General features: G+C 51.1%; 25 protein-coding genes. 12 read left to right on the top strand and 13 right to left on the bottom strand.

Annotated features, from left to right (window positions below; translation table 11 throughout):
* Positions 1-13: 13 nt before the first annotated feature.
* A complete protein-coding gene (gene rfbC / locus ACFORK_RS20705) occupies positions 14-568 on the bottom strand; it encodes a dTDP-4-dehydrorhamnose 3,5-epimerase (protein WP_379202520.1) in 555 nt (184 codons plus the stop codon).
* Positions 565-1671 (bottom strand): CDP-glucose 4,6-dehydratase, encoded by a 1107-nt coding sequence (gene rfbG, locus ACFORK_RS20700; RefSeq protein WP_379202518.1) that lies wholly within the window; start codon positions 1669-1671, stop codon positions 565-567. The genes rfbC and rfbG overlap by 4 nt, the downstream gene beginning before the upstream one ends.
* 206 nt (positions 1672-1877) lie before the next feature.
* On the opposite strand from rfbG, the gene ACFORK_RS20695 reads away from it, so the two are divergent.
* From ACFORK_RS20695 to ACFORK_RS20685, 3 genes are all read left to right on the top strand, one after another.
* Positions 1878-2357 (top strand): hypothetical protein, encoded by a 480-nt coding sequence (locus ACFORK_RS20695; protein ID WP_379202516.1) that lies wholly within the window; start codon positions 1878-1880, stop codon positions 2355-2357.
* A 137-nt stretch (positions 2358-2494) separates the two neighbouring features.
* The gene (locus tag ACFORK_RS20690) at positions 2495-3052 is read left to right on the top strand and encodes a hypothetical protein (protein WP_379202514.1); all 558 of its coding nucleotides are present in this window, start codon (positions 2495-2497) and stop codon (positions 3050-3052) included.
* Positions 3049-3237: a hypothetical protein gene (locus tag ACFORK_RS20685; RefSeq protein WP_379202512.1), complete on the top strand. Its 189-nt coding sequence runs from the start codon at positions 3049-3051 to the stop codon at positions 3235-3237. The genes ACFORK_RS20690 and ACFORK_RS20685 overlap by 4 nt, the downstream gene beginning before the upstream one ends.
* 123 nt (positions 3238-3360) lie before the next feature.
* Here ACFORK_RS20685 and ACFORK_RS20680 read toward each other — a convergent pair whose 3' ends face one another.
* Positions 3361-4245, bottom strand: a complete 885-nt coding sequence (locus tag ACFORK_RS20680; RefSeq protein WP_379202510.1) for a glycosyltransferase family 2 protein — start codon at positions 4243-4245, stop codon at positions 3361-3363.
* Between the two features lie 147 nt (positions 4246-4392).
* On the opposite strand from ACFORK_RS20680, the gene ACFORK_RS20675 reads away from it, so the two are divergent.
* From ACFORK_RS20675 to ACFORK_RS20660, 4 genes are all read left to right on the top strand, one after another.
* Positions 4393-5415, top strand: coding sequence for a S66 family peptidase (locus ACFORK_RS20675; protein WP_379202508.1), 1023 nt, complete (start codon positions 4393-4395; stop codon positions 5413-5415).
* Positions 5416-5499: 84 nt separating this feature from the next.
* Positions 5500-6522, top strand: a complete 1023-nt coding sequence (locus ACFORK_RS20670; RefSeq protein ID WP_379202506.1) for an SDR family oxidoreductase — start codon at positions 5500-5502, stop codon at positions 6520-6522.
* Positions 6523-6739: 217 nt separating this feature from the next.
* A complete protein-coding gene (locus ACFORK_RS20665; RefSeq protein ID WP_379202504.1) occupies positions 6740-7399 on the top strand; it encodes a class I SAM-dependent methyltransferase in 660 nt (219 codons plus the stop codon).
* A gap of 169 nt (positions 7400-7568) precedes the next feature.
* Positions 7569-8573, top strand: a complete 1005-nt coding sequence (locus ACFORK_RS20660; RefSeq protein WP_379202502.1) for a CapA family protein — start codon at positions 7569-7571, stop codon at positions 8571-8573.
* 120 nt (positions 8574-8693) lie between these two features.
* Here ACFORK_RS20660 and ACFORK_RS20655 read toward each other — a convergent pair whose 3' ends face one another.
* On the bottom strand, positions 8694-9257 hold the full coding sequence (locus tag ACFORK_RS20655; RefSeq protein WP_379202500.1) for a nitroreductase family protein: 564 nt from the start codon (positions 9255-9257) through the stop codon (positions 8694-8696).
* 551 nt (positions 9258-9808) lie between these two features.
* Here ACFORK_RS20655 and ACFORK_RS20650 point away from each other — a divergent pair.
* Entirely contained in the window at positions 9809-10063 is a 255-nt protein-coding gene (locus ACFORK_RS20650; RefSeq protein ID WP_379202498.1) for an AbrB/MazE/SpoVT family DNA-binding domain-containing protein, read from the top strand.
* A 175-nt stretch (positions 10064-10238) separates the two neighbouring features.
* On the opposite strand, the gene ACFORK_RS20645 is transcribed toward ACFORK_RS20650, so the two are convergent.
* Together ACFORK_RS20645 and ACFORK_RS20640 are read right to left on the bottom strand one after the other, a co-directional pair.
* On the bottom strand, positions 10239-10745 hold the full coding sequence (locus tag ACFORK_RS20645; RefSeq protein ID WP_379202496.1) for a helix-turn-helix transcriptional regulator: 507 nt from the start codon (positions 10743-10745) through the stop codon (positions 10239-10241).
* 87 nt (positions 10746-10832) lie between these two features.
* On the bottom strand, positions 10833-11987 hold the full coding sequence (locus ACFORK_RS20640) for a YhgE/Pip domain-containing protein (protein ID WP_379202494.1): 1155 nt from the start codon (positions 11985-11987) through the stop codon (positions 10833-10835).
* Between the two features lie 155 nt (positions 11988-12142).
* On the opposite strand from ACFORK_RS20640, the gene ACFORK_RS20635 reads away from it, so the two are divergent.
* Positions 12143-12859, top strand: a complete 717-nt coding sequence (locus ACFORK_RS20635) for an HAD hydrolase-like protein (RefSeq protein WP_379202492.1) — start codon at positions 12143-12145, stop codon at positions 12857-12859.
* Positions 12860-12997: 138 nt separating this feature from the next.
* Here ACFORK_RS20635 and ACFORK_RS20630 read toward each other — a convergent pair whose 3' ends face one another.
* The 6 genes from ACFORK_RS20630 to ACFORK_RS20605 are packed head-to-tail and all read right to left on the bottom strand — an operon-like array spanning position 12998 to position 19688.
* Positions 12998-14128, bottom strand: coding sequence for a YheC/YheD family endospore coat-associated protein (locus ACFORK_RS20630; protein ID WP_379202490.1), 1131 nt, complete (start codon positions 14126-14128; stop codon positions 12998-13000).
* Positions 14110-14628, bottom strand: coding sequence for a GNAT family N-acetyltransferase (locus tag ACFORK_RS20625; RefSeq protein WP_379202488.1), 519 nt, complete (start codon positions 14626-14628; stop codon positions 14110-14112). The genes ACFORK_RS20630 and ACFORK_RS20625 overlap by 19 nt, the downstream gene beginning before the upstream one ends.
* Positions 14629-14654: 26 nt before the next feature.
* Complete coding sequence (locus ACFORK_RS20620) at positions 14655-15767, bottom strand: YheC/YheD family endospore coat-associated protein (protein ID WP_379202486.1); 1113 nt, start codon at positions 15765-15767, stop codon at positions 14655-14657.
* The gene (locus ACFORK_RS20615; RefSeq protein ID WP_379202484.1) at positions 15764-17137 is read right to left on the bottom strand and encodes a YheC/YheD family endospore coat-associated protein; all 1374 of its coding nucleotides are present in this window, start codon (positions 17135-17137) and stop codon (positions 15764-15766) included. Before ACFORK_RS20615 ends, ACFORK_RS20620 begins: the two co-directional genes overlap by 4 nt.
* The gene (locus tag ACFORK_RS20610) at positions 17138-18310 is read right to left on the bottom strand and encodes a YheC/YheD family endospore coat-associated protein (protein WP_379202482.1); all 1173 of its coding nucleotides are present in this window, start codon (positions 18308-18310) and stop codon (positions 17138-17140) included.
* A gap of 10 nt (positions 18311-18320) precedes the next feature.
* On the bottom strand, positions 18321-19688 hold the full coding sequence (locus tag ACFORK_RS20605; protein WP_379202480.1) for a YheC/YheD family endospore coat-associated protein: 1368 nt from the start codon (positions 19686-19688) through the stop codon (positions 18321-18323).
* Between the two features lie 132 nt (positions 19689-19820).
* Between ACFORK_RS20605 and ACFORK_RS20600 the strand changes: the two genes are divergently transcribed.
* Positions 19821-20165 carry a YlbF family regulator gene (locus ACFORK_RS20600; RefSeq protein ID WP_379202478.1) on the top strand — a complete coding sequence of 115 codons (345 nt, stop codon included), beginning with the start codon at positions 19821-19823 and terminating at the stop codon, positions 20163-20165.
* A gap of 161 nt (positions 20166-20326) precedes the next feature.
* Here the strand turns inward: ACFORK_RS20600 and ACFORK_RS20595 are convergent, their stop codons facing one another.
* Positions 20327-20911, bottom strand: coding sequence for an LURP-one-related family protein (locus ACFORK_RS20595; RefSeq protein WP_379202476.1), 585 nt, complete (start codon positions 20909-20911; stop codon positions 20327-20329).
* 204 nt (positions 20912-21115) lie between these two features.
* Here ACFORK_RS20595 and ACFORK_RS20590 point away from each other — a divergent pair, with 204 nt between their 5' ends.
* Both ACFORK_RS20590 and ACFORK_RS20585 read left to right on the top strand, forming a co-directional pair.
* Entirely contained in the window at positions 21116-21394 is a 279-nt protein-coding gene (locus ACFORK_RS20590; RefSeq protein ID WP_379202474.1) for a hypothetical protein, read from the top strand.
* A gap of 227 nt (positions 21395-21621) precedes the next feature.
* On the top strand, positions 21622-22956 hold the full coding sequence (locus ACFORK_RS20585; protein ID WP_379202472.1) for a DRTGG domain-containing protein: 1335 nt from the start codon (positions 21622-21624) through the stop codon (positions 22954-22956).
* The last annotated feature ends 286 nt before the right edge of the window (positions 22957-23242 follow it).

The following is a 23242-nucleotide window of genomic DNA, read 5'->3' as shown; positions in this document are numbered from 1 at the left end:
TCTGATCGCTCCTTTAATTTTGTTCTAAATGTCGTTTGTATTCCTCCAGGGTGGGAAGTTGCATATCTCTGTCTGACATAATCGGCCTCAGAATCGGCCAGGTAATGCGCAATGTCTCGTCGTTCCAGCGTACGCCGCCTTCATGCTGCGGGGCATAGCAGCGGTCCACTTTGTACACAACTTCACAAGCATCCTGAAGTGTACAGAATCCGTGAGCAAACCCTTTGCTGATATATACCATCTTGTTGTTGTTTTCTGTCAGCAGCACAGAATCCCAGCAACCAAATGAAGGAGAATCCGGCCTGAGGTCTACAAAAACATCGAAGATGGCACCCTGGGTTACCCGGATGAGCTTCGTTTCCGCATGGTCGCCATACTGTAGATGCATTCCCCTGATCGTGCCTTTTTTGCCTGAAAAGGATCGATTCTCCTGAACCCAATTCCAGTCCAGACCATGCTCCTTGAATAACTGTTGATCATAAATCCGCGTAAAATGGCCCCGGTGGTCGCTACTGGGACTGAGGCTGATTTCATAAATTCCCTGCAGTCTGCCTGGCTTGATGATCATCCGCTTTGTACTCCTTTCATATAATCGCGGATCTGTTGCAGGCTGACCTGACGCATGTCTTCTTGGTGCTGAACAGCTTTGTACCATTCCACAGTCCGGGCCAGCGCCGTCTCCAGATTCCAGCGTGGAGTCCAGCCTAGCTCCTGCTTCGCCATTGACGAATCCAACCGCAAATAATGGGCCTCTGGCGGATGGCTGGTCTCCTTGTCGACAAGGTAGCTGGCCCCTTCCCCCCATAGGCTGCATAGCCGCTGAACCAGTTGCTCCACGGAGTAGGCATCATCGGGGCCGAAGTTCCACCCCTGATCATAAGGTGAGCCGGACTCGGCCAGTTTTTGTGCTAACAGTAAATATCCGTGCAGTGGTTCCAGCACGTACTGCCAGGGCCTTACTGCCTGTGGATACCGGATCTGTACAGCTTCCTGCCTCAGAACGGCCCGGACAACATCCGGAATCAGGCGTTCCTTGCTCCAGTCTCCGCCCCCGATGACATTGCCGGCCCTGGCTGATGCGATAGCGACCTGAGCGGCTGCACTACCTGGATGAAAGAAGGCTCTACGGTAGCTGTCTGTAATGAGCTCTGAGCAGGCTTTGCTGCCGGAGTAGGGATCACTGCCGCCAAGACGGTCGCTCTCCCTGTAGCCCCAGGCCCATTTTCGATTGTCGTAACACTTATCTGTTGTGACATTAAGGACGGCCCGAATCGGGCTTCCTTGTGCTGACGCTGTGCGGACTGCCTCCAATACATTCACAGTTCCCATCATATTAATCTCGAAGGTGGCGGCAGGATTAATGTAGGATTCACGAACGAGCGGCTGGGCTGCCATATGAATTACGATATCTGGAGCAGTCTGCACAAGGGCATTGGATAAGGCATCGGGATTTCGAATATCATCCAAATAAGAAGTGATCAGTTCATCCATGCGGCAAATATCATACAGGTTCGGCTCGGTGGGAGGCTTCAGAGCATATCCGGTTACTGAAGCGCCAAGGGAATGCAGCCACAGAGACAACCAGGTTCCCTTAAAGCCTGTGTGTCCGGTGATGAATACTTTCTTGTTCCTCCAGAATACGGCATCTGCCTGTTGCTGGGCGGGCATCATTGACTTTCCTTTCCTCCTTCGCCTGCATTAATAAAACTCTTCCTCTCATTGTTAATAGAAGATATAAGTTTGTGATAGCATATGGTAAAAGGTAGGGTCCTGAAACTGGCAATAATCTATAGACCTATTAATTTCAGAAAATATGTATCCATCCAAGCACACCTCTGATTCTTGCATAATATAGCAGCAGGAAAGGAGGGAAAAGGATGAGTGATGTGGAAGCCAAACTGGCCCAGTTTCTGGAGAAAGCACAGAATCTGGCCTTGAAGGATGATAATGTGGTGGGGCAATTGCTTAGAAAGCTGGGTTCCGTTCAATCCAAAGTGGATACTACGGCGAGCGACAGCATTGATCAAGCAAGCTTCAATCAATTGCAATCCGAAATGGCCGCTCTGAACCTGGATGAAGCTACAAAATCCGAGCTGTTGAATGCAATTGGTAAAGTGGATAACGGAGCGACCAGTGTTTCTGTCGGTCAAGTAGTGGATGATGTCTTTGGCAAACTCCGGAATCTGCAAACTTCGTTTGCAGGCTCTAATGTGGATGTGAACACAGTAGTTGGGGAGCTAAGCCGGATCTTTGAGCAAACAAAGTCTCAGGTTCAACCGTTCTTGGGTTCGTTAAATCTGAACGGAAGCAATTTGCTTGATACTGTGCAAAAGTTGATAGGCAGCCAGTTACGCTAGTGCCGTCTATAGGCTGACGAGGGGCTGTCCCACAAGGTCGTATCTGACTGCGGGGCAGCCTCTTCTATGCATTGACTGATCGAATTGGCGGGGAAATGAGAGTTTCATATCTTCTATATAAATGGAGGTTTGAACGAATGGCAGCACAATTTAAATTGGAGGATTTGACAGGGCTGATCGAGAAAGTGGCCCGGCCGGGCCTGTTGGCTCAGCTTCTGGGCAAGGATAATGCGGTTCCCAAAAGTATTGTAGACTTTTTGAAGACAAGTTCCGATCAGCTAACTCCGACCGCAGGTGAGCCTGTATCGGCTCATTCGAAAGCCAGTGTACCGTCTACTAAGGCTGCATCGGCCCAATCGAAAGCCAGTGTGCCGTCTACCAAGGCTGCATCGACCCATTTGACAGCTAGTGTGCCATCTGCCAAAGGACAATCATCCGCACGCAGCAATGTGATTGGTGGAATCCTGGGCGCGTTGGGTCGAATTACCGCTGTTCCTTTCGCGGAGCTGGCCCGTGAGAACATTGGCAACAATGTGCTGATCACAACGAACCGGGAAATCGTCGAAGGGATTGTAGCTGAAGCCGGGAGCGGATATGCCGTGTTAACCGAAGAGGGAGGCGCGAGTGTAATCGTGAATTTCAAGAATATCCTGGCGTTTCAACCTAGCATTCTAGCGGAGGTGGAAGCAGAATGAGTTTTTCCAAGAAGATCGCAACCTATGTCGGGGAAAGCGTTCAAGTGGAGACGGCAGTAGAGACCTTTGCCGGTGTGCTTGTATCGGCGGATGATACCTTTACCGTGATTAACAGGGACGGTGTGAAAGACAATCCGGTGACCATTTTGACCGATGCTATTGCTTATGTAAGAAGCAATTTATAGCAATACGAGCTAGAGAGGCGAGATAAATGCAGTCATACAAAAGAGGAGGTGCCGGGGGCACCTCCTCTTTTTACATCCTATAGTAGTCTCGTAAAGTGCCGAGTCTCCTCTCTAAAGCGTTGATCATGCTGTTTCTGACCAGGTAAAGCAGGTAGACAGAATGCGGTTAAGTGTTTCCTGATCATAGATTCCGTTCGCCTGATTACGCTCCATCAGCTTCCGCGCCCAAGATAGTGCTCGTGAATATCCCTCATAATCATGAACGGGAATGGTGCGCTGATAGAATTGCATGTGAATCTCGAACTCTTCCTCGGTAGGAAAGACACCCAGATTATACAGCAGCATTCTGCGCACCCGGTCCGCCGTCAGACGCTGAGCCTGATGCTGCCGGATAGAGATTTGACCTTCATGCACGCGATAGGAGTAGAGGTATTCGGGCAGATTCTCGATCCTTGTGAGTTCCGACAGCCGGCTCCAGAATTCATAGTCCTCGGCATGTGTAAAGCCCGGATTGTAGTGGATGTCATGTTCCTTCAGTACGCTGCTCCGCATAAATACCGTAGGATGTCCAACACAACAATAGAAAAGCTGCCAGCAGCGAATATCTTCATGACTTGTAGGCCTGGGGATGAGTTCCCCGTTATGAAAAAGGGTGATGAAGGTGCCAAGGACACCGACCTCGGGATGGGTCTCCATATAGCGGAGCTGTGACTCAAAACGATGGGGCGCACTGATATCATCGCTGTCCATTCTCGCAATATATTCACCTGTGGACAAGTCCAGTCCCTCATTAAGACAATGAACCAGCCCTTTGTTGGAATCGTGGATGATGAGGCGAATTCGCGGATCTTCCAAGCTCTGGAGATATTCCAGTGTACCGTCGGTGGAACAATCGTCGATGATCAGAAATTCAAAGTCGCGGTAGGTCTGATTCAGTATGCTTTCCACTGCATTTTTAATATAAGGCCTGGTGTTATAAGCCGACATCAATACTGTTATCTTGGGCATTCGGCGTTCTCTCCCTCAAACGATTTTCAAACTACTACAAAAGGTCGTATAATTAAGTTTATTTTATTCTTTTTCCGCAGATTTGCTTAGACGAAAGTCAATCACAGTGGGAAAAGGGCCGTTTTAGGACATCCAGGAGGAAGACTTATGATCAGATATCCATTTTTAGAGAAAAACGCAACAATAGGAGTGACAGCGCCTTCATCAGGCGTGAGCTCAAAGGGTCATGATCCCTTCAAGTTAGCTTGTGAACAGATGGAGACCAAAGGCTTCAAGGTCGTCTGCGGAGATACCGTATGGACACAGCATAAGGCTAAGTCGGCTCCAGCTCCGGTGCGTGGCAAGGAATTCAATACCATGATGGGGGATGAAGCCATCGGGATGATTTTTCCGCCTTGGGGTGGCGAGCTGTTGATTGAGATGCTGGAGTTTATTGATTTTGAATGTATTGAGCGCCAAAGTAAATGGATTATGGGGTATTCGGATATAAGCACGTTACTGCTGGCGGTGACCCTGAAGACGGGCCTGGCTACAGCTCATGGGGCCTGCTTCTATGATTTTCGGGGAGAGGTTAGCGATGAGACTACCGGGCAATGGCTGTCCGTATTGATGACGAAGGCAGGGGGCTCCAATATTCAGCACTCAGCTCCCCGTTATCACAAAGAGAAGGAACAAAGTGAACCGTCGCCAAATGTCTTTCATCTAACGGAACCTGTGGAATGGAAGACAGTCTCTGGATCGCCGGAAACGGTCAAAGGTAGATTGCTGGGTGGATGTGTGGATGTCATCAGGCATCTAATCGGCACACCGTACGGCGACGTGGCATCTTTTCAAAAGAAGGTCATCCATGATGAGCCTATTCTGTGGTACCTGGAAAATTGCGAGCTGAACACCGCAGATTTACGTCGTTCGCTCGTCCAGATGAAGCTGGCAGGCTGGTTCCGGAACTGCTCGGGACTATTGTTCGGCAGAAGTGCGGCCAATCGTCCATTTGATGGATACACAGCCGAGGACATGTACAAGGAACTTGCCGAGGAACTGGGCGTGCCAGTGATTTATGATGTGGATTTTGGGCATGTTCCGCCGCAGCTTACACTGATTAACGGAGCTTATGCCGAGATAGAGGTATTCGAGGGGAAAGGCACAGTACAGCAGCATTTTCTTCCCTAACAGACAACGCGTCAGAGGTATGGATAAGAGTCTTTTCAGTGATTATTTCGGGTACTTATTTTCCTAAAAAAGGAGCTGGGTCAGATGAAAGTATTGTTTATCGGAGGGACGGGTCAGATCAGTCAGGCTGTGTCCAGGCTGGCTGTAGAGCGAGGTATAGAACTGTATCTGTTCAATCGAGGACAACGGGATGAATTCGTACCAGAAGGCGCGAAGGTCATCACGGGAGATATTCGCCAGCAGGCTGAGGCTGCTGCTGTGCTGAAGGACCATGAATTCGATGTGGTGGTGAACTGGATTGCCTTTACACCGGAGCATGTTCAGACCGACATTGAGCTGTTTACAGGTAAGACCAAGCAGTATATCTTCATCAGCTCGGCTTCTGCTTATCAGAAGCCGCAGCGCAGCTACCTGGTGACGGAAGAAACGCCAATGGAGAATCCTTACTGGCAGTATTCCCGGGACAAGATTGCCTGTGAAGAGCTGTTAATGGAAGCATACCGGAATAGCGGCTTCCCGGTGACCATCGTACGACCGTCGCATACTTACGGAGATACGGCAATTCCGGCGGCATTGACGAGCTGGGAGCATCCATGGACGCTGGTGGACCGTATCCGCAAAGGCCAACCGATCATCGTGCATGGGGATGGAACCTCACTGTGGACGCTGACACACAACACGGATTTTGCCAAGGGATTCGTGGGCTTGCTGGGACATCCTGAAGCATTGGGAGAAGCGATTCATATTACCTCGGATGAGGTTCTAAACTGGAATCAGATTTATGCAGGTCTCGGTGAAGCGGCAGGCGCAGAGCCACAGGTCGTGCACATCTCCACAGACTTCATTGCCGCCTTTACGCCTCCGGGAACCGCAGACGGTCTGATTGGCGACCAGGCGGTGAGCAGCGTATTCGACAACAGCAAGATCAAGTCCCTGGTACCGGATTTTGTCTGCACAGTTCCTTTTATCGAGGGTGTCAAGCGTTCGCTGTCCTGGTTTGAGAATCATCCGGAGCTCTGCACAGTGGACCCGGAATGGTCGGCGCTGGTGGATGCCCTGATTGAAAGACATGGTACGGCGCCTAAACCTATTTCCTACTATACCTAGAACGTGACAAGCCTACTGGCTTGAAACGACGGCAGGGTCGTGCTGAACCTTAGAGAAGGCGAAGCCGACCCTGCCCTGTTATCAAAGACGACTGAACCCTTGCGGATCAGCGTCTTTTTGTGCTGTGCACCCATCCCACTATAGGAGGTCCAGGCATGAATCAGTGAATCCTGAATATACTCTCACTACCGAAATTCCCGTTAAAGGAGTCCTGGCCATGCCAACACATCCCTATGTCTCCCGTTTCTTTGTCAACACCGATGCAAGGCGCGATAAATTGATATATGATTTGCCGAAGTCCTGGTGGAGCCGTCCTTATGAATACGAATGGTGTACGCATTTCGTCTCCTCACATGATGTGGTGCTGGATGCAGCTTGTGGTATCTCTCATCCGCTCAAGTTCTATCTCACCGACGTCTGTGAGGAGGTTCATGCCTGCGATATGGATGCAAGAATTGTTAGCAAGGAAGCTATACTGGCGGAGATTTCCCACGATATTGGAAAGGACGCAGCATGGCAGGTACAGGCTGGAAGGACTACACGCCTGCATCTGGCCCAAGCCGATCTAACAGCGCTGCCTTACGAGGATGAATATTTTGACACGGTATTCTGCATCTCTGTCCTGGAGCATCTGTCGCTGTTGGATCAGTATCACGCACTGGGAGAGTTCCACCGGATTTTGAACGATGAGGGTCTCTTAATCCTGACTTTTGATTACCCAACAGTAAATCTCCAGCTCATGAACGGCTTGCTGCTGCAGGCGGGATTTCAGTACTGGGGCGAGACTGATTTTGAGCTGCCTTCGGATGCCGTACGGACGGACGCCTGGGATGGCTTGAATTGCTTCCGGGCTGTGCTAAAAAAACAACATAGCTGACAGGCATTGATTTATTCAGGCCCATATGCCTAGTAAATCTAAGGATAACTACTGGACTTTATACCCTTTATATGGAAGTTTGTGCCTTGTATAGTAGAGTAGCAGCACAGCAGACTGCAGTGAATCAGAAGATAAAGGGGTTAAACTGTTGCGCAAATCAGCAATCCTTATGATCATTATGCTACTACTTGTTACGGGCGCATCTCCTGCTAATGGAGAGGAAGCGGAACCACAGCGCATTCAGCTATCTTTTGCAGGCGATATCCTGCTGGACGGCTTCGTAGGTGAGCAAATTGCCCGCTACGGGGCCAATTATCCATTCGTGAAGGTGGCGCCGGTACTCCAGAAGGCAGATTTGGCTTTTGCCAATCTGGAGACACCGGTGTCTACCCGGGGAACGCCTTCACAGAAAAGCTTTGTTTTCCGTTCCAAGCCCTCAGCTTTGAGTGGACTAGTCTTTGCCGGCATTGACGGTGTGACCCTGGCCAATAATCATATTCTGGATTACGGCAGGACGGCAATGCTGGACACGTTGGTTCATCTGGACAGATACGGAATTGGACATACGGGCGCAGGCGCTGATATCAAGGAAGCGTTCAAGCCGTTTGTGAAGACGGTCAAAGGAAAAAGAATCGCTATCCTCGGTGTTAGCCGTGTACTCCCTAGTCCTTCCTGGTATGCAGGAGCATCTACCCCAGGTGCCGCTTCGGCATATACGTTAGAGCCGCTGCTGAGCGAGATTAAGGCCTCATCCAAGGTCAATGATTTCACGATTGTGTACATCCACTGGAACGAGGAATTCAAAGATTATCCGGAGAAATATGCCCGCACCCTTGCCAAGCAAATCATTGACAGCGGAGCCGATATGATTATAGGCGCACACAGCCATTGTCTGATGGGTATTGAGTATTACAAGCACAAGCCTATCTATTATTCACTAGGCAATTTCGTGTTTAATCGTTCCACCCGTGGAGGGGATAAGACGCTTCATTCCATGCTGCTGAATATAGAGATTAAGGGCTCGGATATGACGGGCGTGATCACTCCCGTGAAGATAATCGCGGGCCAGCCCAATTTTATGGGAGCGGATTACAATGCTCAGACGATACAGCAGCTCAACAAGCTCTCGTATAATGCGAGGATTGATTCGTCGGGGAAAGTATGGGAGAAGTGAGATCTCCTGCCCTGAAGTTCGGACTATAGCGGCAATGACCAACTGGGTGTCCCATTCGCCATGACCGATGGCGGTGAGACACCCTTTTGCATGGCGCGAACATGTTGACGGTATGGATGCCTATTCGTGCACTGTGAGCCGAGTTTCTGCCGGTGTACGCGGTTTGGCTGGCGGGATTACCTCAGGGTAACCGATATGCAGCACGCCTACGATTTTCTCGCCAGGAGCAACGCCGACAGCCTCCCGGAAGTAAGGGGCGAACATGTAGGGATTGGTCTTCCAGACGACGCCCAGCCCCTGCTCCCAGGCTGCGAGCTGAAAGCTCTGAATCCAGCTGCACACGGCGCCGAAGTCTTCTGTCCACTGCTTGTCCCGCGGGTCTTCCTGCATGACAACAATGAGATGAACCGGGATCGTCATATATTCCTTCCGCCGCTGAAGCTCGTATTTCTGCCGTTCTTCATGCGACATGGCGCCGAGCACAGCTTCAGTAAAGGTCTCGCGGGCAGCACCCTTGTATTGGATAAACCGCCAGGGCTCCCGGAGCGCGTGATTAGGCGCCCAGTTGGCGGTGTTCATCAGCGAAAGCAGCAGCTCCTGTGGAACAGGCGTGCTCTTGTACTGCCGGATACTCCGGCGTTCCCGGATCGCTTGTGCAACGGGAAAAGCGGGGGAGTTATGCATTTTCTGTGCCTCCTGTATGCCTGTGTTATGGGTGTGATTCTGTCAATTATACTATATGAATTAGGCTGAGATCTAAAGTCCCGGGTAAGGAAATAAATGGTTAATTTATTTTTTTATAAACTAATCTAGTACAGGATCTATCTAAAAATCTGAGATGGGCATTATACGGTCGTTAGAGCGGAGGATCGGAAGAACCCTCCGAATGCGTAGCGGTCCAATATAGCGTCTGAGGCGTCAACTGCTGATTTTGGTTTTGAATCCTATTACAATGTAAAGATTTTATGTTCAATTTATATATTTTCCATAAATAGCTTTCAATGAAAGCTATTTTCATATAGAATAGTTAACGAAATCTTTAAATTGTCGAAAAAACAGTGTTATTTGTCGAAAAACAGTGTCGATAAATATCAAAAAATGTAGAAAAAAATTGACAGGAAAGAAATAGCACCTTACAATGCAAATATGACGTAATCGTTACTACTTTATAGAAGCTTTGATAGCTTTTAACTCTAATGATTATTTAGGTGTTATTTCAAGGGAGGATGCTTAAGATGAAAGCAACAGGAATTGTAAGAAAAGTAGATGAACTGGGACGTATCGTAATTCCAATTGAACTGCGTAGAACAATGGGAATTGACATAAAAGACCCGCTTGAAATCTTCGTTGATGGAGAAAAGATCATTCTTAGAAAATATGAGCCTACCTGCATCTTCTCCGGCAGCGCGGAAAACCTGATCAACTTCAAAGGTAAAATGGTCAGCAAAGATGTTCTGGACGAGCTTATTTCAAGTTTCGACAAAATCTAATTTAATTTTCGGTTAGTCCGGAAATTGTTCAGCCTATAAAGGCCGGTTTGCAGCACAGTATTGTGCTTGCAAACCGGCCTTTTGTCATACTCTAAACCAAAACAAGACGGGCACCTCCATAACGCTTGGGTGGCCGTCTTGTTTTGGTTAATAAGACATGGGCTGTTGTACTGGCTCAGGAATCCAGCACACTCTGCAATTTGTCGACGGCTGCGCTGTATTGCGTCATTCCAATCTCAATACAGAGTTTCTGATGCGGACTCAGTTTGCCATCAAGATCCTTAAGCTTCTGCGCCAGTTGGTCATGAATAGCCTGTTTATCCTCTATCTCTCGCCGTAGAAGATTGTTCAGGGTGTCCTTGTCGGTCATATCTCCGAAATAGAGGTGCATAAGGAAATCAGAGCGCAGCACTTCTCGCTCGGCAGGCTGCTTCAAGTAATGGTTGAATTGTTCCATTCCTTCAGTGGTGATGGTAAAAACATTCTTATCAGGCTTGCCTTTTTGATGCACAGTCTCTTTGCTAATGAGATTTTGGCGTTCCATCTTGCTCAGGGCTGGATAAATGGTACCAAAGCTGGCATCGAAGAAGAAGGAGAAGTCTTCTTCGAAGTGACGTTTAATTTCATAGCCAGAATGGGGCTCCTTACTTAATAGACCCAAGATCACATCTTGTATATTCATAGACGTCCTGCCGCTCCTCTCTGTCTAATTACCATACCACAATCGCAGGCAGAGACTCAATGAACTGAGACTGGGGGAAGAGGAGTGTTAGGCGCTTATTTGGGTATTACCGGGAGTGGTTGCCGGTTCCCGACGAATGGAGGTCAGGAGGATGCTTATGGCAACGGCGGTAGCCCCAATATAGATTAGGGGCCAGAGGTCACTGCTTAGATCCGAACCGCCGATGAGAAGGGTGAACATGCCGTCCACTGCGTAATAGGCAGGTGAGAACAGGCCAATCGATTGGTAGAACGTCGAGAGCATATCGCGTGGAACAGTGGCTCCAGAGGCCAGCATCTGGATAGATAGCAGCGCAATGTTGAGCCAGGCGCCGATGTCTCCGAGCAGGAGGAGGCTGAGATTGGCGATGGTCATGCAAGAGAGCAGTACGACAAATTCGAATAGCCACATTGTTATGAAGCCGTAACCGGAATGAATGCCTAGCCCATTCATCATGGAGGTGCCGACCAGCGAGCCGATGATGGCCGTAGCTCCGATGATGATAAAGTGGGCGGACAGAGTCTTCCATTTCCCTGCTGTGCCTGTCAGTGTGGATGATGCTTTGCTGAGACTCATCGTCAGGAACATTGCCCCTGTAAAAGAAGCTGTCACTACCATCAGGGGGACCATGGCGGAGGAGAAGTTGCGTAGAGGATGGACTACCTGAAGATCCGAGCTGACTCGTTGTCCGGAGCTCTTCCGGATGATCTCAGCTTGTGCTTCTGGGATTTTCATACTGTTAAGGACACCGTTCAGCGTAGTCGTGCGGGTATGTTCATTTAGTGACTCGGTGACTTTAGCAGCAACGCTCTGCATGACCGAGCTGACCATCTGTGGGTTGGATTCGTTGAGAATGTAGTTAACTTTCGCAGTGGCGTAAGGGTCACTAAGCTGTGAGGTGAAGCCTTGTGGGAGATGGATGATGAAACGGAGGCGTCGATGTTCCAGATCATTCTGGGCATCAGGCAACGTAATTTCGGTCTCAGTGCGGAAATGAAGTGATCCGGCAATAGAATCCGCGATGGTCTGGCCTGCCGCACCGTCTTCGTTCACTATTGCAATGGGCAGCTGATCCGTGCGAGTGGTCACATGGTCGTAGCCAGTGATCCAAATCAGGCTGAAGAATACTTGAAACAACAGGGTGGTGATAATGCCGATAATGGTAGCGGGCTGCTTGAGCAGTTTCAAAGCTACAGTAAACATAAAAGATCACTCCTTTTATATATCACATTGTAATATGACAGAATGAAATATATCATACTGATATATGGAAGGCAAGATGAATTTATCCATCGCTATCCCGGCAGCTTTCCGATATCATAGAATGCATAAATACAGCATAAGAAAGGAGTTATTTCATGAGTCAGGAAGAAACCAGTTTTGAACAGAACAATCAGATCCCGCAGCTGAAGAAGCCGGAAGCGATCATCTTCGATATGGACGGGACCTTGTTCCAGACGGAAAGCCTACTGCTGCCGGCCTATCACAAAATGTTCGACATTTTGCGAGAGGAAGGGTTATATACAGGAACGACACCACCGGAGGAGCGTATCCTTGGAAGTGTTGGCATGTTGCTGGAGCAAATCTGGAAGATTGTAATGCCAGAGGCGGGAGAGAATGTGCATCGTCGTGCGGATGAGCTGCTGCTGCAGTTGGAGATTGAAGGACTGGAGGCCGGGAATACGCTGCTCTATCCGCAGGTAGCTGAGACGCTGGTGGCATTAAAAGAACGGGATGTACGTCTGTTCGTCGCCAGTAACGGGCTGCAGGACTATATCCATAGCATTGTAGTCGTGCACGAATTGAAAGAGCTGTTCGAAGGCTTGTATAGCGCAGGCGGGCAAGGAACAGCGACAAAGACGGACCTGGTGCGCATTCTGCTGGACAGCCGTGGAATCAGCAGTGCCTGGATGGTAGGAGACCGTTCTTCCGATGTTAAGGCAGGAAAAGACAACGGGCAGACCGTGATTGGCTGCGCCTATGCAGACTTCGGTCGTCAGGATGAGCTTAAGGGCTCGGATGTTATTATCGAGTCTATTGGCGAGCTGTTAGAGCTTTATGATAATGCGGAATAGGGTAGCTTGACTGCTTTAACGCTGTTGTAATCACATATATCTGCAAAATAAAGAGCCTCAGTCCGTGTAGTTCGGGCTGGGGCTCTTTCGCCTATACATATGAAAGAAGGGGGGAACAGTGAGGCAGTGCATACCTCCTTATTCTTCGGTGACTTTGGAAGACGCCGGAGTTTCCTTGTTTCTATGAATCCACAACGCATATTCCAGCGGACGTACCAGCGATTTGCGGTAGGTTTCGGTGTCGCCGGACCGGAGAAAGACCTCACGAGCAGGCTTGGGGTTGACCTCCAGGATATAGATTCTTCCTTCACGATCAATGGCAAGATCCAAGGCCAACTCACAGAGGGAGCTAAAGGTATCTTCCAGATAGGCAGCGGCTTCGATCCCCAGCTTCTCGGCCGTGTTCATTACCTTCCCGGCTTTCTCCTGGCTACCCAGCCAGCTTCTGAGTAGTTTCTCAGCCCGAACAGCATGGCCGCCGCCATGCAGGTTAGAGGTTACGCTGCGCGCCGCTCCGACTCGTCCGGCCATTCCCGTTAGTTCCCAGACGCCAAGACCATTCTTCTGAACCAGCATGCGGTAATCATGGAAGCGGCCATTCGGCAGACGAAGAGGAATGCCCTGCTGTGCGAGAAAAGTACTTCCAATACACCACTGACGGACTACACTTTCAAGCTGGGAGAGCGAGACCTTGCGTGGAGGGATAATGTGGCGGTTCTGCCGGCGGCCCTGTATGTCGAAGAAGCTTTGTGCACTGGCCTTCTTCTCGATGCGTAGAATTCCGCGTCCGCCAGTGCCATTAATCGGCTTGATATAAACGACGGAATGCTTTTTAAGCATCCGTTTGAGGTCGGTGGAAGACTGATAGAGCAGCGTGTCCGGGAGATGCTGCCGGAAACGCTGCTTTTGCGAGAAGGTTTGGTGAATGGTCCATTTGTTGCGCAGCGGCCGGTTTAGAAAGGTCAGATGATTGTAGCGGGCACGGAAGCGAAGAAGCTGCTGGAAGCGGGCGCTTTTCTGGATACGGCAGCGATCAAAGATCATCCCCGGCAAGGCCCGCCACTTGCGGGACCATTTCCCGGTTTTGGAGTCATAGACCATCGCGTAGACTTGCTCTTTCGTGGCGTGTACATCCATAGGTGTAAAGACAAAGACATCCAGCCCGAGCTTGCCGCCTTCGATAATCATCCGCCGATACACACTTTTTTCTTCGAGCTGCTTGGCATCGTTCAGATACAATGTAAGAATGCCTAAGACGGGTTGTGACACAGTAGTTCACCTTCTTGTGAAGAGATGGTAGTACTTCCCGCATATTCTGGCGAACGCAGCTCAAGCGTGGGCTTGCCGGTTGGTCCAGTGGTGAGAGCCACCGCAGCCAAGCCAGCCCGGAAGCACATTTTCAGGCTGGCGATATTGTCACTGGCGACACTGCATTCCAGTCTGCCAAGACGTTGCAGCTGTGCCGTCAGAAGCGAAGAGCCAGTATGCTTACCCCGATACAGCGGATGGACGGCGACAAGGCATGCTTCCTTGCCGAAGCCAGACACGAAGCAAAGGCCTGCAAGCTGGCGGCCGTACTGGCCGCGCACGGTAGCCACCAGCAGCGATACGCCAGGGAGGGCAAGCTGCTGTGGAGTCAATGCAGCTAGCGTCCGGTAACCCTGGATTGTGATCCGCCGATCACCGTGCTGCCGGATGAAATGCAGCAGGCCATCCAGCCGAGCGCTCCACTCTGCAGGGGCCGTGTCGTAGATGGAAGAGATTTGCATGTCGTTGTCACTTCCTTCAGGCAAGATTATTCGGGATGCTGGGACAGATGCTGGCTGTACTGGAAGATCCGTTCCAGTGATAGCTTGCGGATCGCCGGTTCATCGAATTTCATCGGTCGTGAGTTGGCCTCGAAGAACCAGAGACCACCGTTACGATCGACTCCGAAATCCATGGACATTTCCCCAAGTCTATACTCGGAGGCCCGCTCAATCTGGCGGGCCATTAACAGGGCTGTCGTGGGCACGTTCTTGAGAATGGCCGCGCTCCGCTCGGTGCTGAAGGTTCCCTCCAGCATGCTGGAGGGTTCTTCGACGGTGCCGCCACGCGGAACGTGGGTAGTGATGCTGCGGGCGCCGGCCAGCCGGGCGCCGATGCCTGTAACGCCCCAGTTGCCCCGGTTATTCTTTTGCAGCAGCACGCGCAGATCGAAGGGGCGACCGCGGTGAGTGGCCAGCTCAATGGCCTCCTGAACGATATATCGAGTCGTTCCCTTCTCCTTGCTGATGCGACTCCAGAGGCGTTCAATGGAAGCTGTTTTGTAGGTAACGTTTTTTTTGCCAGTCTGGATTTGTAGTCGGTAGGGCAGTGGCGTTTCTTCAAGATACTTCAGTCGCATGATGCCTTTACCGGCTTTGCCGGTCTCGGGCTTCAGATAGAGACTGCCGTGATTCTTCAGCATGGCTGTCAAGGTGCTCGGACTGCGCAGTCGGCGGGTCTTGGGTACATGCTTTGAGGTGAAGCGAGAACTGTGTAGCCATTCGAATAGATTCCATTTGTTGAAAAAATACGGATTGTAGAGATGGATGCCAGGATGCTCCAGACACTGGGCGATTTTGCGGGCCACAGGCTTAAGTTCTTCCTTTTCCCTGCTCGCCACCCGATTATAGATGATCTGTGGCAGTGGTACAGGGATGCTGTACCACTGCTTGCCGCTTGGAGAAGGGATATAACCGTTGATGAACCGTTCCTCCAGCTTGAGATCACGGACGGTAACTACATATACGAGGTAACCCAGTTCTTTGCCGGTGCGAATAATATCACGGAAATTACTGCGGTTGCCGCAGAATTTCAGACGCTTGTCACTGGTGGTCAGGATGGCGATAACGGGCTTGCTCTCATCGGGAATGCGGATGTTCAAGGCTCATCCCTCCTGCGGAATTTGCTGAGATACAGGCAATGTTCCAAAATATGCTCGATGGAAGCTCTGCCCTCAGCGCGCAGGGAAGGGTGGCGGAAGATGGAGCGTCCGGGTTTGGCATTCGCCTCGAACATCCAGATTTCCTCATCCTGGTCGATCCCAAGATCGAAGCCGATCTCGCCCAGCAGATGTCGATGCTGGATTTCCAGCGACTCTGCCAGTCTGACAGCAGTACTCTTGGCACGCTGAAGCACTTCATCAGCCTTGCTTCCGAATACACGGCCAAGCGCCTGCTGTGGCGTGAGTAGTGCACCACCATTTTTGAGGTGAGTAGTGACGCTGCCCCGTCCGGCCTTCTTGGCGCCGATCCCGACGACAACCCACTGGTTACTGCCGTTCTTGTGCATATGAAAACGGAAGTCGATAGGGCAGCCATCAATTTCAATGAGCCGGATGCCCTGCTGTACGATATAATTCTGAAGCTGTTGGCCATGGCGCCCCCGCAGCATACGCATTAGGCTCTCGAAGTTTGAGAAGCGCAGCAGCACGTTCTTGCCATTCTTGCGGTAACGGGCAAAGTAGCCCTTTTTCGGCAAATAAGTGAGCCGGTAAATGCCGTGTCCAAGGCTGCCCGCTGACGGTTTGTAATATACGAAATGATGACGGTCCAGCATATCGCGCATTTTCTCCGTGTTAGGGTTGGTATGGGTCTCCGGCACGTAGCGGTTTGCCGTGGAGTCGTTCTCCAGCAGTCGATAAATATCGGATTTATTAAAGAAGCTCCAGTTGAAGTAAGGAATCTTCTTGCGCATGAATCGTTCCCGCAGCTGGTTGATGTAAGGAGAGGTTTCCGCCCTTCTGCTGGGAAGTCGATTGTAGACGACATCGGGCAACGGCACCATTTTGCGTTCGAATTTGCCGTTTGAAGTCAGGAAATAACCGTATATTTGCTCCTGCTGCCAATTGATATCGCGTGGGGTGAAGGCAAAAATATAGCATTTATTGCTGCCTTCACGCAGCAGCTGTTTGATGAATCCTGTGCGGGAGCCGAAGGGCTGGGAAGAGGAAGTCGGCCCATCGGATAATATACCGACCAGAGGTCCGAGCTGTACCTCATCGTTCTCCAAATTGCGCAAGTAAATGCCGCCAGTCTTCGGAACCTTGATGGCGCTCTTCACACCAGAGGCGAGAAACATATGCTTGCCGGCTCGCTTGATGGGTTTGATGATCGCCGGAATTGTATCCTTGCCCAGCCGCAGGCGAATGTTCTTTTTACCGGATAGCTTCAGGCTTTTCATCAGCGAGCCCGATACATATACGATCCTCTGGGGCTGTTTGGTGAAATGGACGTTGCAAAAAGTGAGACCCATTTATGAATCCTCCTTAGGAATCATTGATTTATTCCCGTGTGAACGAAGCCGCAGTGGTGACCATGTCGGCTGTATACGCCTTGCAAGCATCAGATGGCGGGCGTAGCGCAGCGGGTTTTCAGTAGATAGCTTGATAGCCCGGCGGTCGCCTGTCAGGCGAAACACAGATCGTCCCGGCTTGGAATTGGCCTCGAGCAGCCAGATCCGGCCGCCTTCGTCAATCCCGAAGTCAAGGCCGAGCTCACCGAGCCTGCCGCAGGCATCCTCCAGCACAGCCGGCAGGAAAGCAGCATGAACGGCCAGTTCCTCCACAATATCCTTGCCTGCCAAACCGTATTCTGCGGTCAGGAAGGGTAAGGGAGAGACGGCAGTTCCACCGCCGTGCAGGTTCGAGGTGAGCGTTCCCTTGCTGCCGAGCCGGACGGCCATTCCTGTGAGTCCCCACACGCCGCTGCCATCTTTCTGCATAAGGACACGAATGTCGAACGGCTGGCCTGTGCTGCCAGTGAGATGCAGATAAGGCTGTATAATGTAACGGCGCGAGTCGATGAAGTCGTGTATCCAGTCGAGACCTTCTTGCTCACTGGCAAAAGCGAGGTGAAACGGTGTGTTGGCACCGTCCCGGCCACTCACGCGAAGCCCCCCTGTGCCTCCGTGAATCAACCTGGCATGTAACGTGCGCTTGCCATGCGAACCGGCCCTGGGCTTCAGGAATACGCCGTATTCTCTCTCTGCGAGCATGGTGCTCAGTCGGTCACGGCCACTATAGAGCCGGGTCTCGGGTAGCAGCGGCGCCGCGCTGCGAATGGACTTCAGAATCTTGTATACGCTCCATTTGTCGGGTAGCCCGCGGGACCAGGGCAATGAGCGGGGAAGGGCGGCCAGCGCAGCCGAAGCTTCCTGCCGCTCCTTTCGGCTGCTGTAGAAACAGCGGTTATAGACCACATCTGGCGGTGCGGCCGTAATGTTCTGCCAGCTGCCGTCCTGCCACATATACCCGGTGACACTTGATCCGTCTGCTGCTACGCCTTTAGGCTGGAAGATGAGAACATCCAGATTGAATAACGGAGCGGCCTGGCACAGCTGGCTACAAAAGGCGGGCTCTGCGATGGGAGGGTTGCCATTGCGGCGGCCTGTCATGACGCCAAGGAACCCTAGTGTTGATGTCTCCATGAGATCCTCCTTATAAACCGGCCAGGTAACGGCAGTACAGAACCATTTGCTTGACGGATGGTCTTATTTTTTGATCGTTCAGCGGTGTGTTGTCGTTCTTGGATGGCTTGGAGTTCACTTCGAGCAGCCAGATCCGGCCGGATTGGTCGAGTGCCAGATCGATCCCGAGTTCACCGAAGTGGGCCGGGATATAACTCTCTATTCCGCGAGCTATGGCAAGGGCTGCTCGGGGCAATCCGAGCTGCACGCTATCCTTCACACCGGAAGGAAGGCTGCTTTTGTTCACCGCTTCCCGGACAGTGCTGAGGGTACCGCCCCGCGCCAGGTTCGACACGAAATGGTTGTTGCCAGCTGTACGGGCGACGATGGAAGTAACACCCCATTTGCCGGTACCATTCTTCTGCACCAGTGCCCGGAAATCGACGGGTCTCCGCCCTATTTCCAGCAGGGGGAGACCTTGCTGGATCTGGTAGCGGGTGCTTTTCATTTTGGGAGAAATGGCCTGAAAGAGCTTCGCAAGTGTGGGATACGACTGCCTGCGGGAGCCCATTGGTGTGGTAGATTGCAGCAGGTATCCGCCCCCGTCTTCCTTGGAAATGCGGAGGATGCCTTTGCCCAGACTTCCGCGTACTGGCTTCAGGAATACGCTCTGATAATGGCTGCACATCCGCTTCAGCACGGCAGAACCGTTCAGCATATGGGATTCGGGCAAGTACCGCTGCAAGGAGGCATCTTGTTTCAACGCCTCGAACACCTCTGTTTTGTCAAGAAATTTTTCGTTGAAGAAATGTGTGCCGTAGCGCGATTTTACATCGGCCAGGAAATGCTGTACGCTAGGTTTGTTCTCTACCTTGCGCGTGGTGAGTCGGTTGTTGATGACATCGGCAATGGGCAGATTTCGCTTGCGCCAGCCCTCTTCGTATACCCAGCCCTGAATGGATGAACCAGATGTCTCCAATGATTCAGGGGTAATGAAATATACATAGGCTCCCTGTGCATGGCAGGCATTGGTCAATTCCCGGCAGAACATCGTGATGGCTCCGAACAGCCGCTCGGGCTGATCGGGATAGTGGCGGCTGACAAGAACGCCGATCAATGGTCCAAGCCGGAGGGTGCGGCTGCCCGTGCTGTAGGAGACGTTTAGTTTATGCCGGAATTTAAATCCGGCTCGTCGCGCCAGCCCCTCACTTACGCGCAAACTGTCGGACTTGGGAACCGGAATGACGGTTACGTCCTGCCGGAATGAGCCGAAGGCGAGCTGAAGCGTGCCGTTTGCCGGAATTTTGAGTCTTTTCATGGATCGGTCTCCAAGCATGACGGCATTTTCCTGCAGGATGCTCGATTGGACCGTTTGGACAGGGATCTTGAGCTTAGACATCTTGGATCTCCTTCCGGTAGCATGATGCCGGCAAATTGATAGCTAAGGGTTACATATCATTCATCATATGGAGACATCTGACCCTTGGTGATTGACCTATTTTTTTAATAACAATCTGGGAGGAATGAAGTAATGAACGTTTATGACAAAGCACACGAATTAGCACGGGCCATCAAAGAAAGCAGCGAGGTGACGGATATTTCTGCAGCGATGAAACTGGTTGATGCTGACCCGGAAGGTAAAGCTATGCTGGAGGGCTTCCGCCAGAAGCAAGCAGAAATGCAGCAACGGATGATGAGCGGAGAGATGCCAGAGCAAGAGGAAATGGAGAAGATGGAGAAGCTGTTTGAGGTGCTGAACCTGAATCTCGGCATTCGCCGTCTGTTTGATGCAGAGCGCCGCCTGAGCGTAGTGATCGAGGACGTGAACAAGATTATTACCGAGAGCCTGCAGGAGCTTTACGGAGAACTGGGCTAACACCCAGGTGTTTAATAGGTAAAAAAGGGTATTCCCGCGGCGAAAGCCTGGGGAATACCCTTTTTTAGTGAGAGAATAGTAGCGTAACATCATAATCAGTGCTTGCTTAATAACCTGACCAAAACAACTCAGTCAGAAGGCTGACAAAGAGGTTCACGTCGTTATTCCTGTTTGCCCTCGATGGCGCACAGCAGAATGCCCGCAGCTATGCCAAGCCTTCGGTCGATCAAGCTTCTTCTGTCTTCCTCGAAATCGGCGCTTACTTTGGAAACGAACGGATTGAAGTTCCTGGTGAAGACCGGAATGGCTATTCCGTCTATCACGACACTGTACTTCTGGGGAATGATAGGGAAGATTCGACTGAGTAGCGCCATAGCGAGGCTCTCCTCCTTGATTTTTCCGATCTCTTGATCATGGCTATCCAGAATAGTCCATTCGTCCTTCAGAATCGATTTGAATCCGTTGCGCCGCAATGCGCCGAGATGTTCCCCGGTTTCTGTATCATGCACATCATAGGTCGCTCCGAAGTCGATGATGCTGCGGGCTTTGATCCGCAGAAGTTCCTTGTACATACTCTCATCCGTATAGATGGAGATGTCTTCTTTAAGCTTGAACGCTTTAAGATGGGAGTACAGAACCAGCTCCCCCGTACTGTCATAGATATGGAGTTTGGCCCCTAGGACGGAGAATACTTTTTTGCGAATAACGTACTGGGTATGTGTAAAAGCTCTGTTTATGATGATCAACGCCTCTCTGATTGGATGAAGTGCAGCTGTCGTTATGTACTATAGAGCTATACCTGCTTCTGTTACAGATTATACCAGTCAATGGGAATCAAAGATAAGTTTTTTGTGGACTTGTCTCATATTTCCGGCTCCACGTTCATAGAGTAGAGATATAGATTTCACACGGCCACTGTGAATAAACTACTGAACAAGGAGCGGTTTTCCATGAAAAAAAGAAATAAGTTCAAGCACAGTCTCTACCTGATCCTGGCGCTGGCTATGCTGCTGTACGCGATTCCGAAGCTATCGCTAGCTAATGGGCCAAGCTGGGTGTTCGGATTTGGTGTCGTCTGGTCGGTCTTTGCCTTTCTGGTTATTGCTGCTCATTTGCACTTTATCATTGGGGTGGATGAGGAGAAGCAGCAGCGGCTAGAGGCTGTGCGCAAGGAGAAGATTGCTGCTTGGGGCAAGTGGTATGAGGAGAAGAGAGTCGTGCAAAAATGATAGATTGTCGCAGGACAACCCCCTGAATTCGCCATAATGGTGAGCGCAGGGGGTTATTGAGTTGTATTGAACAACCGGACTCCCCTCTGACGGAGAGCCGTAACCCCGTAACCCCGTAACCCCGTAACCCCGTAACCCCGTAACCCCGTAACCCCTGTTGAACTAGGGCTTTCTTCCCGTGTATAATAGAACAGTATAGTACAGATCGGACCATGGGGGTGTAACAGTTGGAAGGTCAAGGCGATGCAATTACCAAACATGAACAGCTGCTGCAGCACATTGAGAGTCTAAAGGTCGGGACCAAAATATCGGTCCGCAAACTGGCGAAAGAATTGGCCGTCAGCGAGGGAACGGCGTACCGGGCAGTCAAGGAAGCCGAGAACCTCGGCATCGTGATTACCAAGGAGCGGATCGGGACTGTTCGGGTGGAGAAGAAGCCGCGTAATATCTCTGAGCAGCTCACCTTCGGGGATGTTGTGGATATTGTCGAAGGCCATGTGCTGGGCGGCGCGGGCGGCTTGAACAAGCATTTGCACAAATATGTCATCGGGGCGATGAAGGTCGACGCGATGATTCGTTATATTGATGCAGACAGTTTGTTGATTGTCGGCAACCGTGATGATGTTCACTCCATGGCGCTGGAGCAGGGTGCTGGGGTGCTGGTAACGGGTGGCTTCGGAACAAGCCGGGAGGTTAAAGCGCTGGCTGATCAGTTAGATCTGCCCGTGATTTCATCCAGACATGATACTTTTACTGTCGCTTCGATGATTAACCGGGCGATTTTCGACAGGTTGATTAAGAAGAAAATCATGCTCGTGGAGGATATTCTGGATAGCAGGCCTAGGCTGCATACGCTGAAAATATCCAGTACGGCCGGCGAGCTGCTTCAGCTATCTCTTGACAGCGGGGAGCAGCGGTTCCCGGTAACTGATGAATGGAACCGCGTCATTGGCATCGTCGGCCGCCGCGATGTGGAGACTTTGACGGCGGGGCAAAGTATTGAAAAGGTGATGATCCGTAATCCGGTCACTGCCGGGCTGCAGACCTCCCTGGCATCAGCGGCACAGATCATGATGTGGGAAGGGATCGACTTTTTGCCGATTGTGGACCGCAACCGCAAGCTGGTAGGCTCGTTGACCCGCAAGGAAGTGCTGCAAAGTCTGCGGGATGTTCGCAACCAACCACAGCTTGGCGAGACCTTCGACCATCTCATCTGGAACGGCTTTGCGGAGGAGCGGGATGAGGAAGGACATTTGTTCTTTCACGGCTTCATCACCCCGCAGATGGCGACGGATCTTGGGACGATATCGGAGGGAGTGCTGTCTACACTGATGACCCTCTCTGCATTCAAGGCGGCCAAGGATATCACCGGCAATGACTATGTGCTGGACAATATGTCCACCTACTTCATCCGGCCCGTACAAATCGAGCACTCTGTAATTGTTATGCCGAAGCTGCTGGAGAGCAGTCGCCGGACCTGCAAGATCGAGATTGAGATCAGCCACCAGGACACGCTGGTAGCCAAGGCAGTGCTGATGCTGCAATCCATCGACCACGGATAAGGGCGACTCGCTCCAAACATGCGTACTCCGGGGAGGCTGGCTCGCAGCCAAATACCGGATTATAAAATGGGGTTGTCACAAAAGTGAACGATTCCCTTCAAGTAGACAGTAAAAAAATAAACGCCCATTAAGCGGCGTTGATCTTAAACGGAGACGCTCCCCTTTCGATAGACAGGTAGAATCATAACCCCTGCTACGACAGGGGAGCGTTATCATGTTACTTCAAAAAGTGGATGCGCTAAAGCCAAGCCCTGTCTCAAACGCAGATCCTGAACCTCAGGGGTTG

Origin of the sequence: Paenibacillus sp. GCM10012306, assembly GCF_042649265.1 — a bacterium.
Lineage (GTDB): Bacteria > Bacillota > Bacilli > Paenibacillales > Paenibacillaceae > Paenibacillus_AQ.
The sequence above is the reverse complement of the archived record's forward strand: the minus strand, read 5'-3'. Positions and strand labels throughout refer to the sequence as shown.

What these genes read in the sequence shown, in the direction of transcription:
- ACFORK_RS20670 (WP_379202506.1), top strand. Translation starts at nt 5,500, where the DNA reads ATGAAAGTATTGTTTATCGGAGGGACGGGTCAGATCAGTCAGGCTGTG.
- ACFORK_RS20680 (WP_379202510.1), bottom strand. Translation starts at nt 4,245, where the DNA reads ATGCCCAAGATAACAGTATTGATGTCGGCTTATAACACCAGGCCTTAT.
- ACFORK_RS20690 (WP_379202514.1), top strand. Translation starts at nt 2,495, where the DNA reads ATGGCAGCACAATTTAAATTGGAGGATTTGACAGGGCTGATCGAGAAA.
- ACFORK_RS20610 (WP_379202482.1), bottom strand. Translation starts at nt 18,310, where the DNA reads ATGGAGACATCAACACTAGGGTTCCTTGGCGTCATGACAGGCCGCCGC.
- ACFORK_RS20625 (WP_379202488.1), bottom strand. Translation starts at nt 14,628, where the DNA reads ATGCAAATCTCTTCCATCTACGACACGGCCCCTGCAGAGTGGAGCGCT.
- ACFORK_RS20615 (WP_379202484.1), bottom strand. Translation starts at nt 17,137, where the DNA reads ATGGGTCTCACTTTTTGCAACGTCCATTTCACCAAACAGCCCCAGAGG.
- ACFORK_RS20635 (WP_379202492.1), top strand. Translation starts at nt 12,143, where the DNA reads ATGAGTCAGGAAGAAACCAGTTTTGAACAGAACAATCAGATCCCGCAG.
- ACFORK_RS20675 (WP_379202508.1), top strand. Translation starts at nt 4,393, where the DNA reads ATGATCAGATATCCATTTTTAGAGAAAAACGCAACAATAGGAGTGACA.
- ACFORK_RS20640 (WP_379202494.1), bottom strand. Translation starts at nt 11,987, where the DNA reads ATGTTTACTGTAGCTTTGAAACTGCTCAAGCAGCCCGCTACCATTATC.
- ACFORK_RS20665 (WP_379202504.1), top strand. Translation starts at nt 6,740, where the DNA reads ATGCCAACACATCCCTATGTCTCCCGTTTCTTTGTCAACACCGATGCA.
- ACFORK_RS20655 (WP_379202500.1), bottom strand. Translation starts at nt 9,257, where the DNA reads ATGCATAACTCCCCCGCTTTTCCCGTTGCACAAGCGATCCGGGAACGC.
- ACFORK_RS20605 (WP_379202480.1), bottom strand. Translation starts at nt 19,688, where the DNA reads ATGTCTAAGCTCAAGATCCCTGTCCAAACGGTCCAATCGAGCATCCTG.
- rfbG (WP_379202518.1), bottom strand. Translation starts at nt 1,671, where the DNA reads ATGATGCCCGCCCAGCAACAGGCAGATGCCGTATTCTGGAGGAACAAG.
- ACFORK_RS20590 (WP_379202474.1), top strand. Translation starts at nt 21,116, where the DNA reads ATGAAAAAAAGAAATAAGTTCAAGCACAGTCTCTACCTGATCCTGGCG.
- ACFORK_RS20650 (WP_379202498.1), top strand. Translation starts at nt 9,809, where the DNA reads ATGAAAGCAACAGGAATTGTAAGAAAAGTAGATGAACTGGGACGTATC.
- ACFORK_RS20600 (WP_379202478.1), top strand. Translation starts at nt 19,821, where the DNA reads ATGAACGTTTATGACAAAGCACACGAATTAGCACGGGCCATCAAAGAA.
- ACFORK_RS20660 (WP_379202502.1), top strand. Translation starts at nt 7,569, where the DNA reads ATGATCATTATGCTACTACTTGTTACGGGCGCATCTCCTGCTAATGGA.
- ACFORK_RS20695 (WP_379202516.1), top strand. Translation starts at nt 1,878, where the DNA reads ATGAGTGATGTGGAAGCCAAACTGGCCCAGTTTCTGGAGAAAGCACAG.
- rfbC (WP_379202520.1), bottom strand. Translation starts at nt 568, where the DNA reads ATGATCATCAAGCCAGGCAGACTGCAGGGAATTTATGAAATCAGCCTC.
- ACFORK_RS20645 (WP_379202496.1), bottom strand. Translation starts at nt 10,745, where the DNA reads ATGAATATACAAGATGTGATCTTGGGTCTATTAAGTAAGGAGCCCCAT.
- ACFORK_RS20685 (WP_379202512.1), top strand. Translation starts at nt 3,049, where the DNA reads ATGAGTTTTTCCAAGAAGATCGCAACCTATGTCGGGGAAAGCGTTCAA.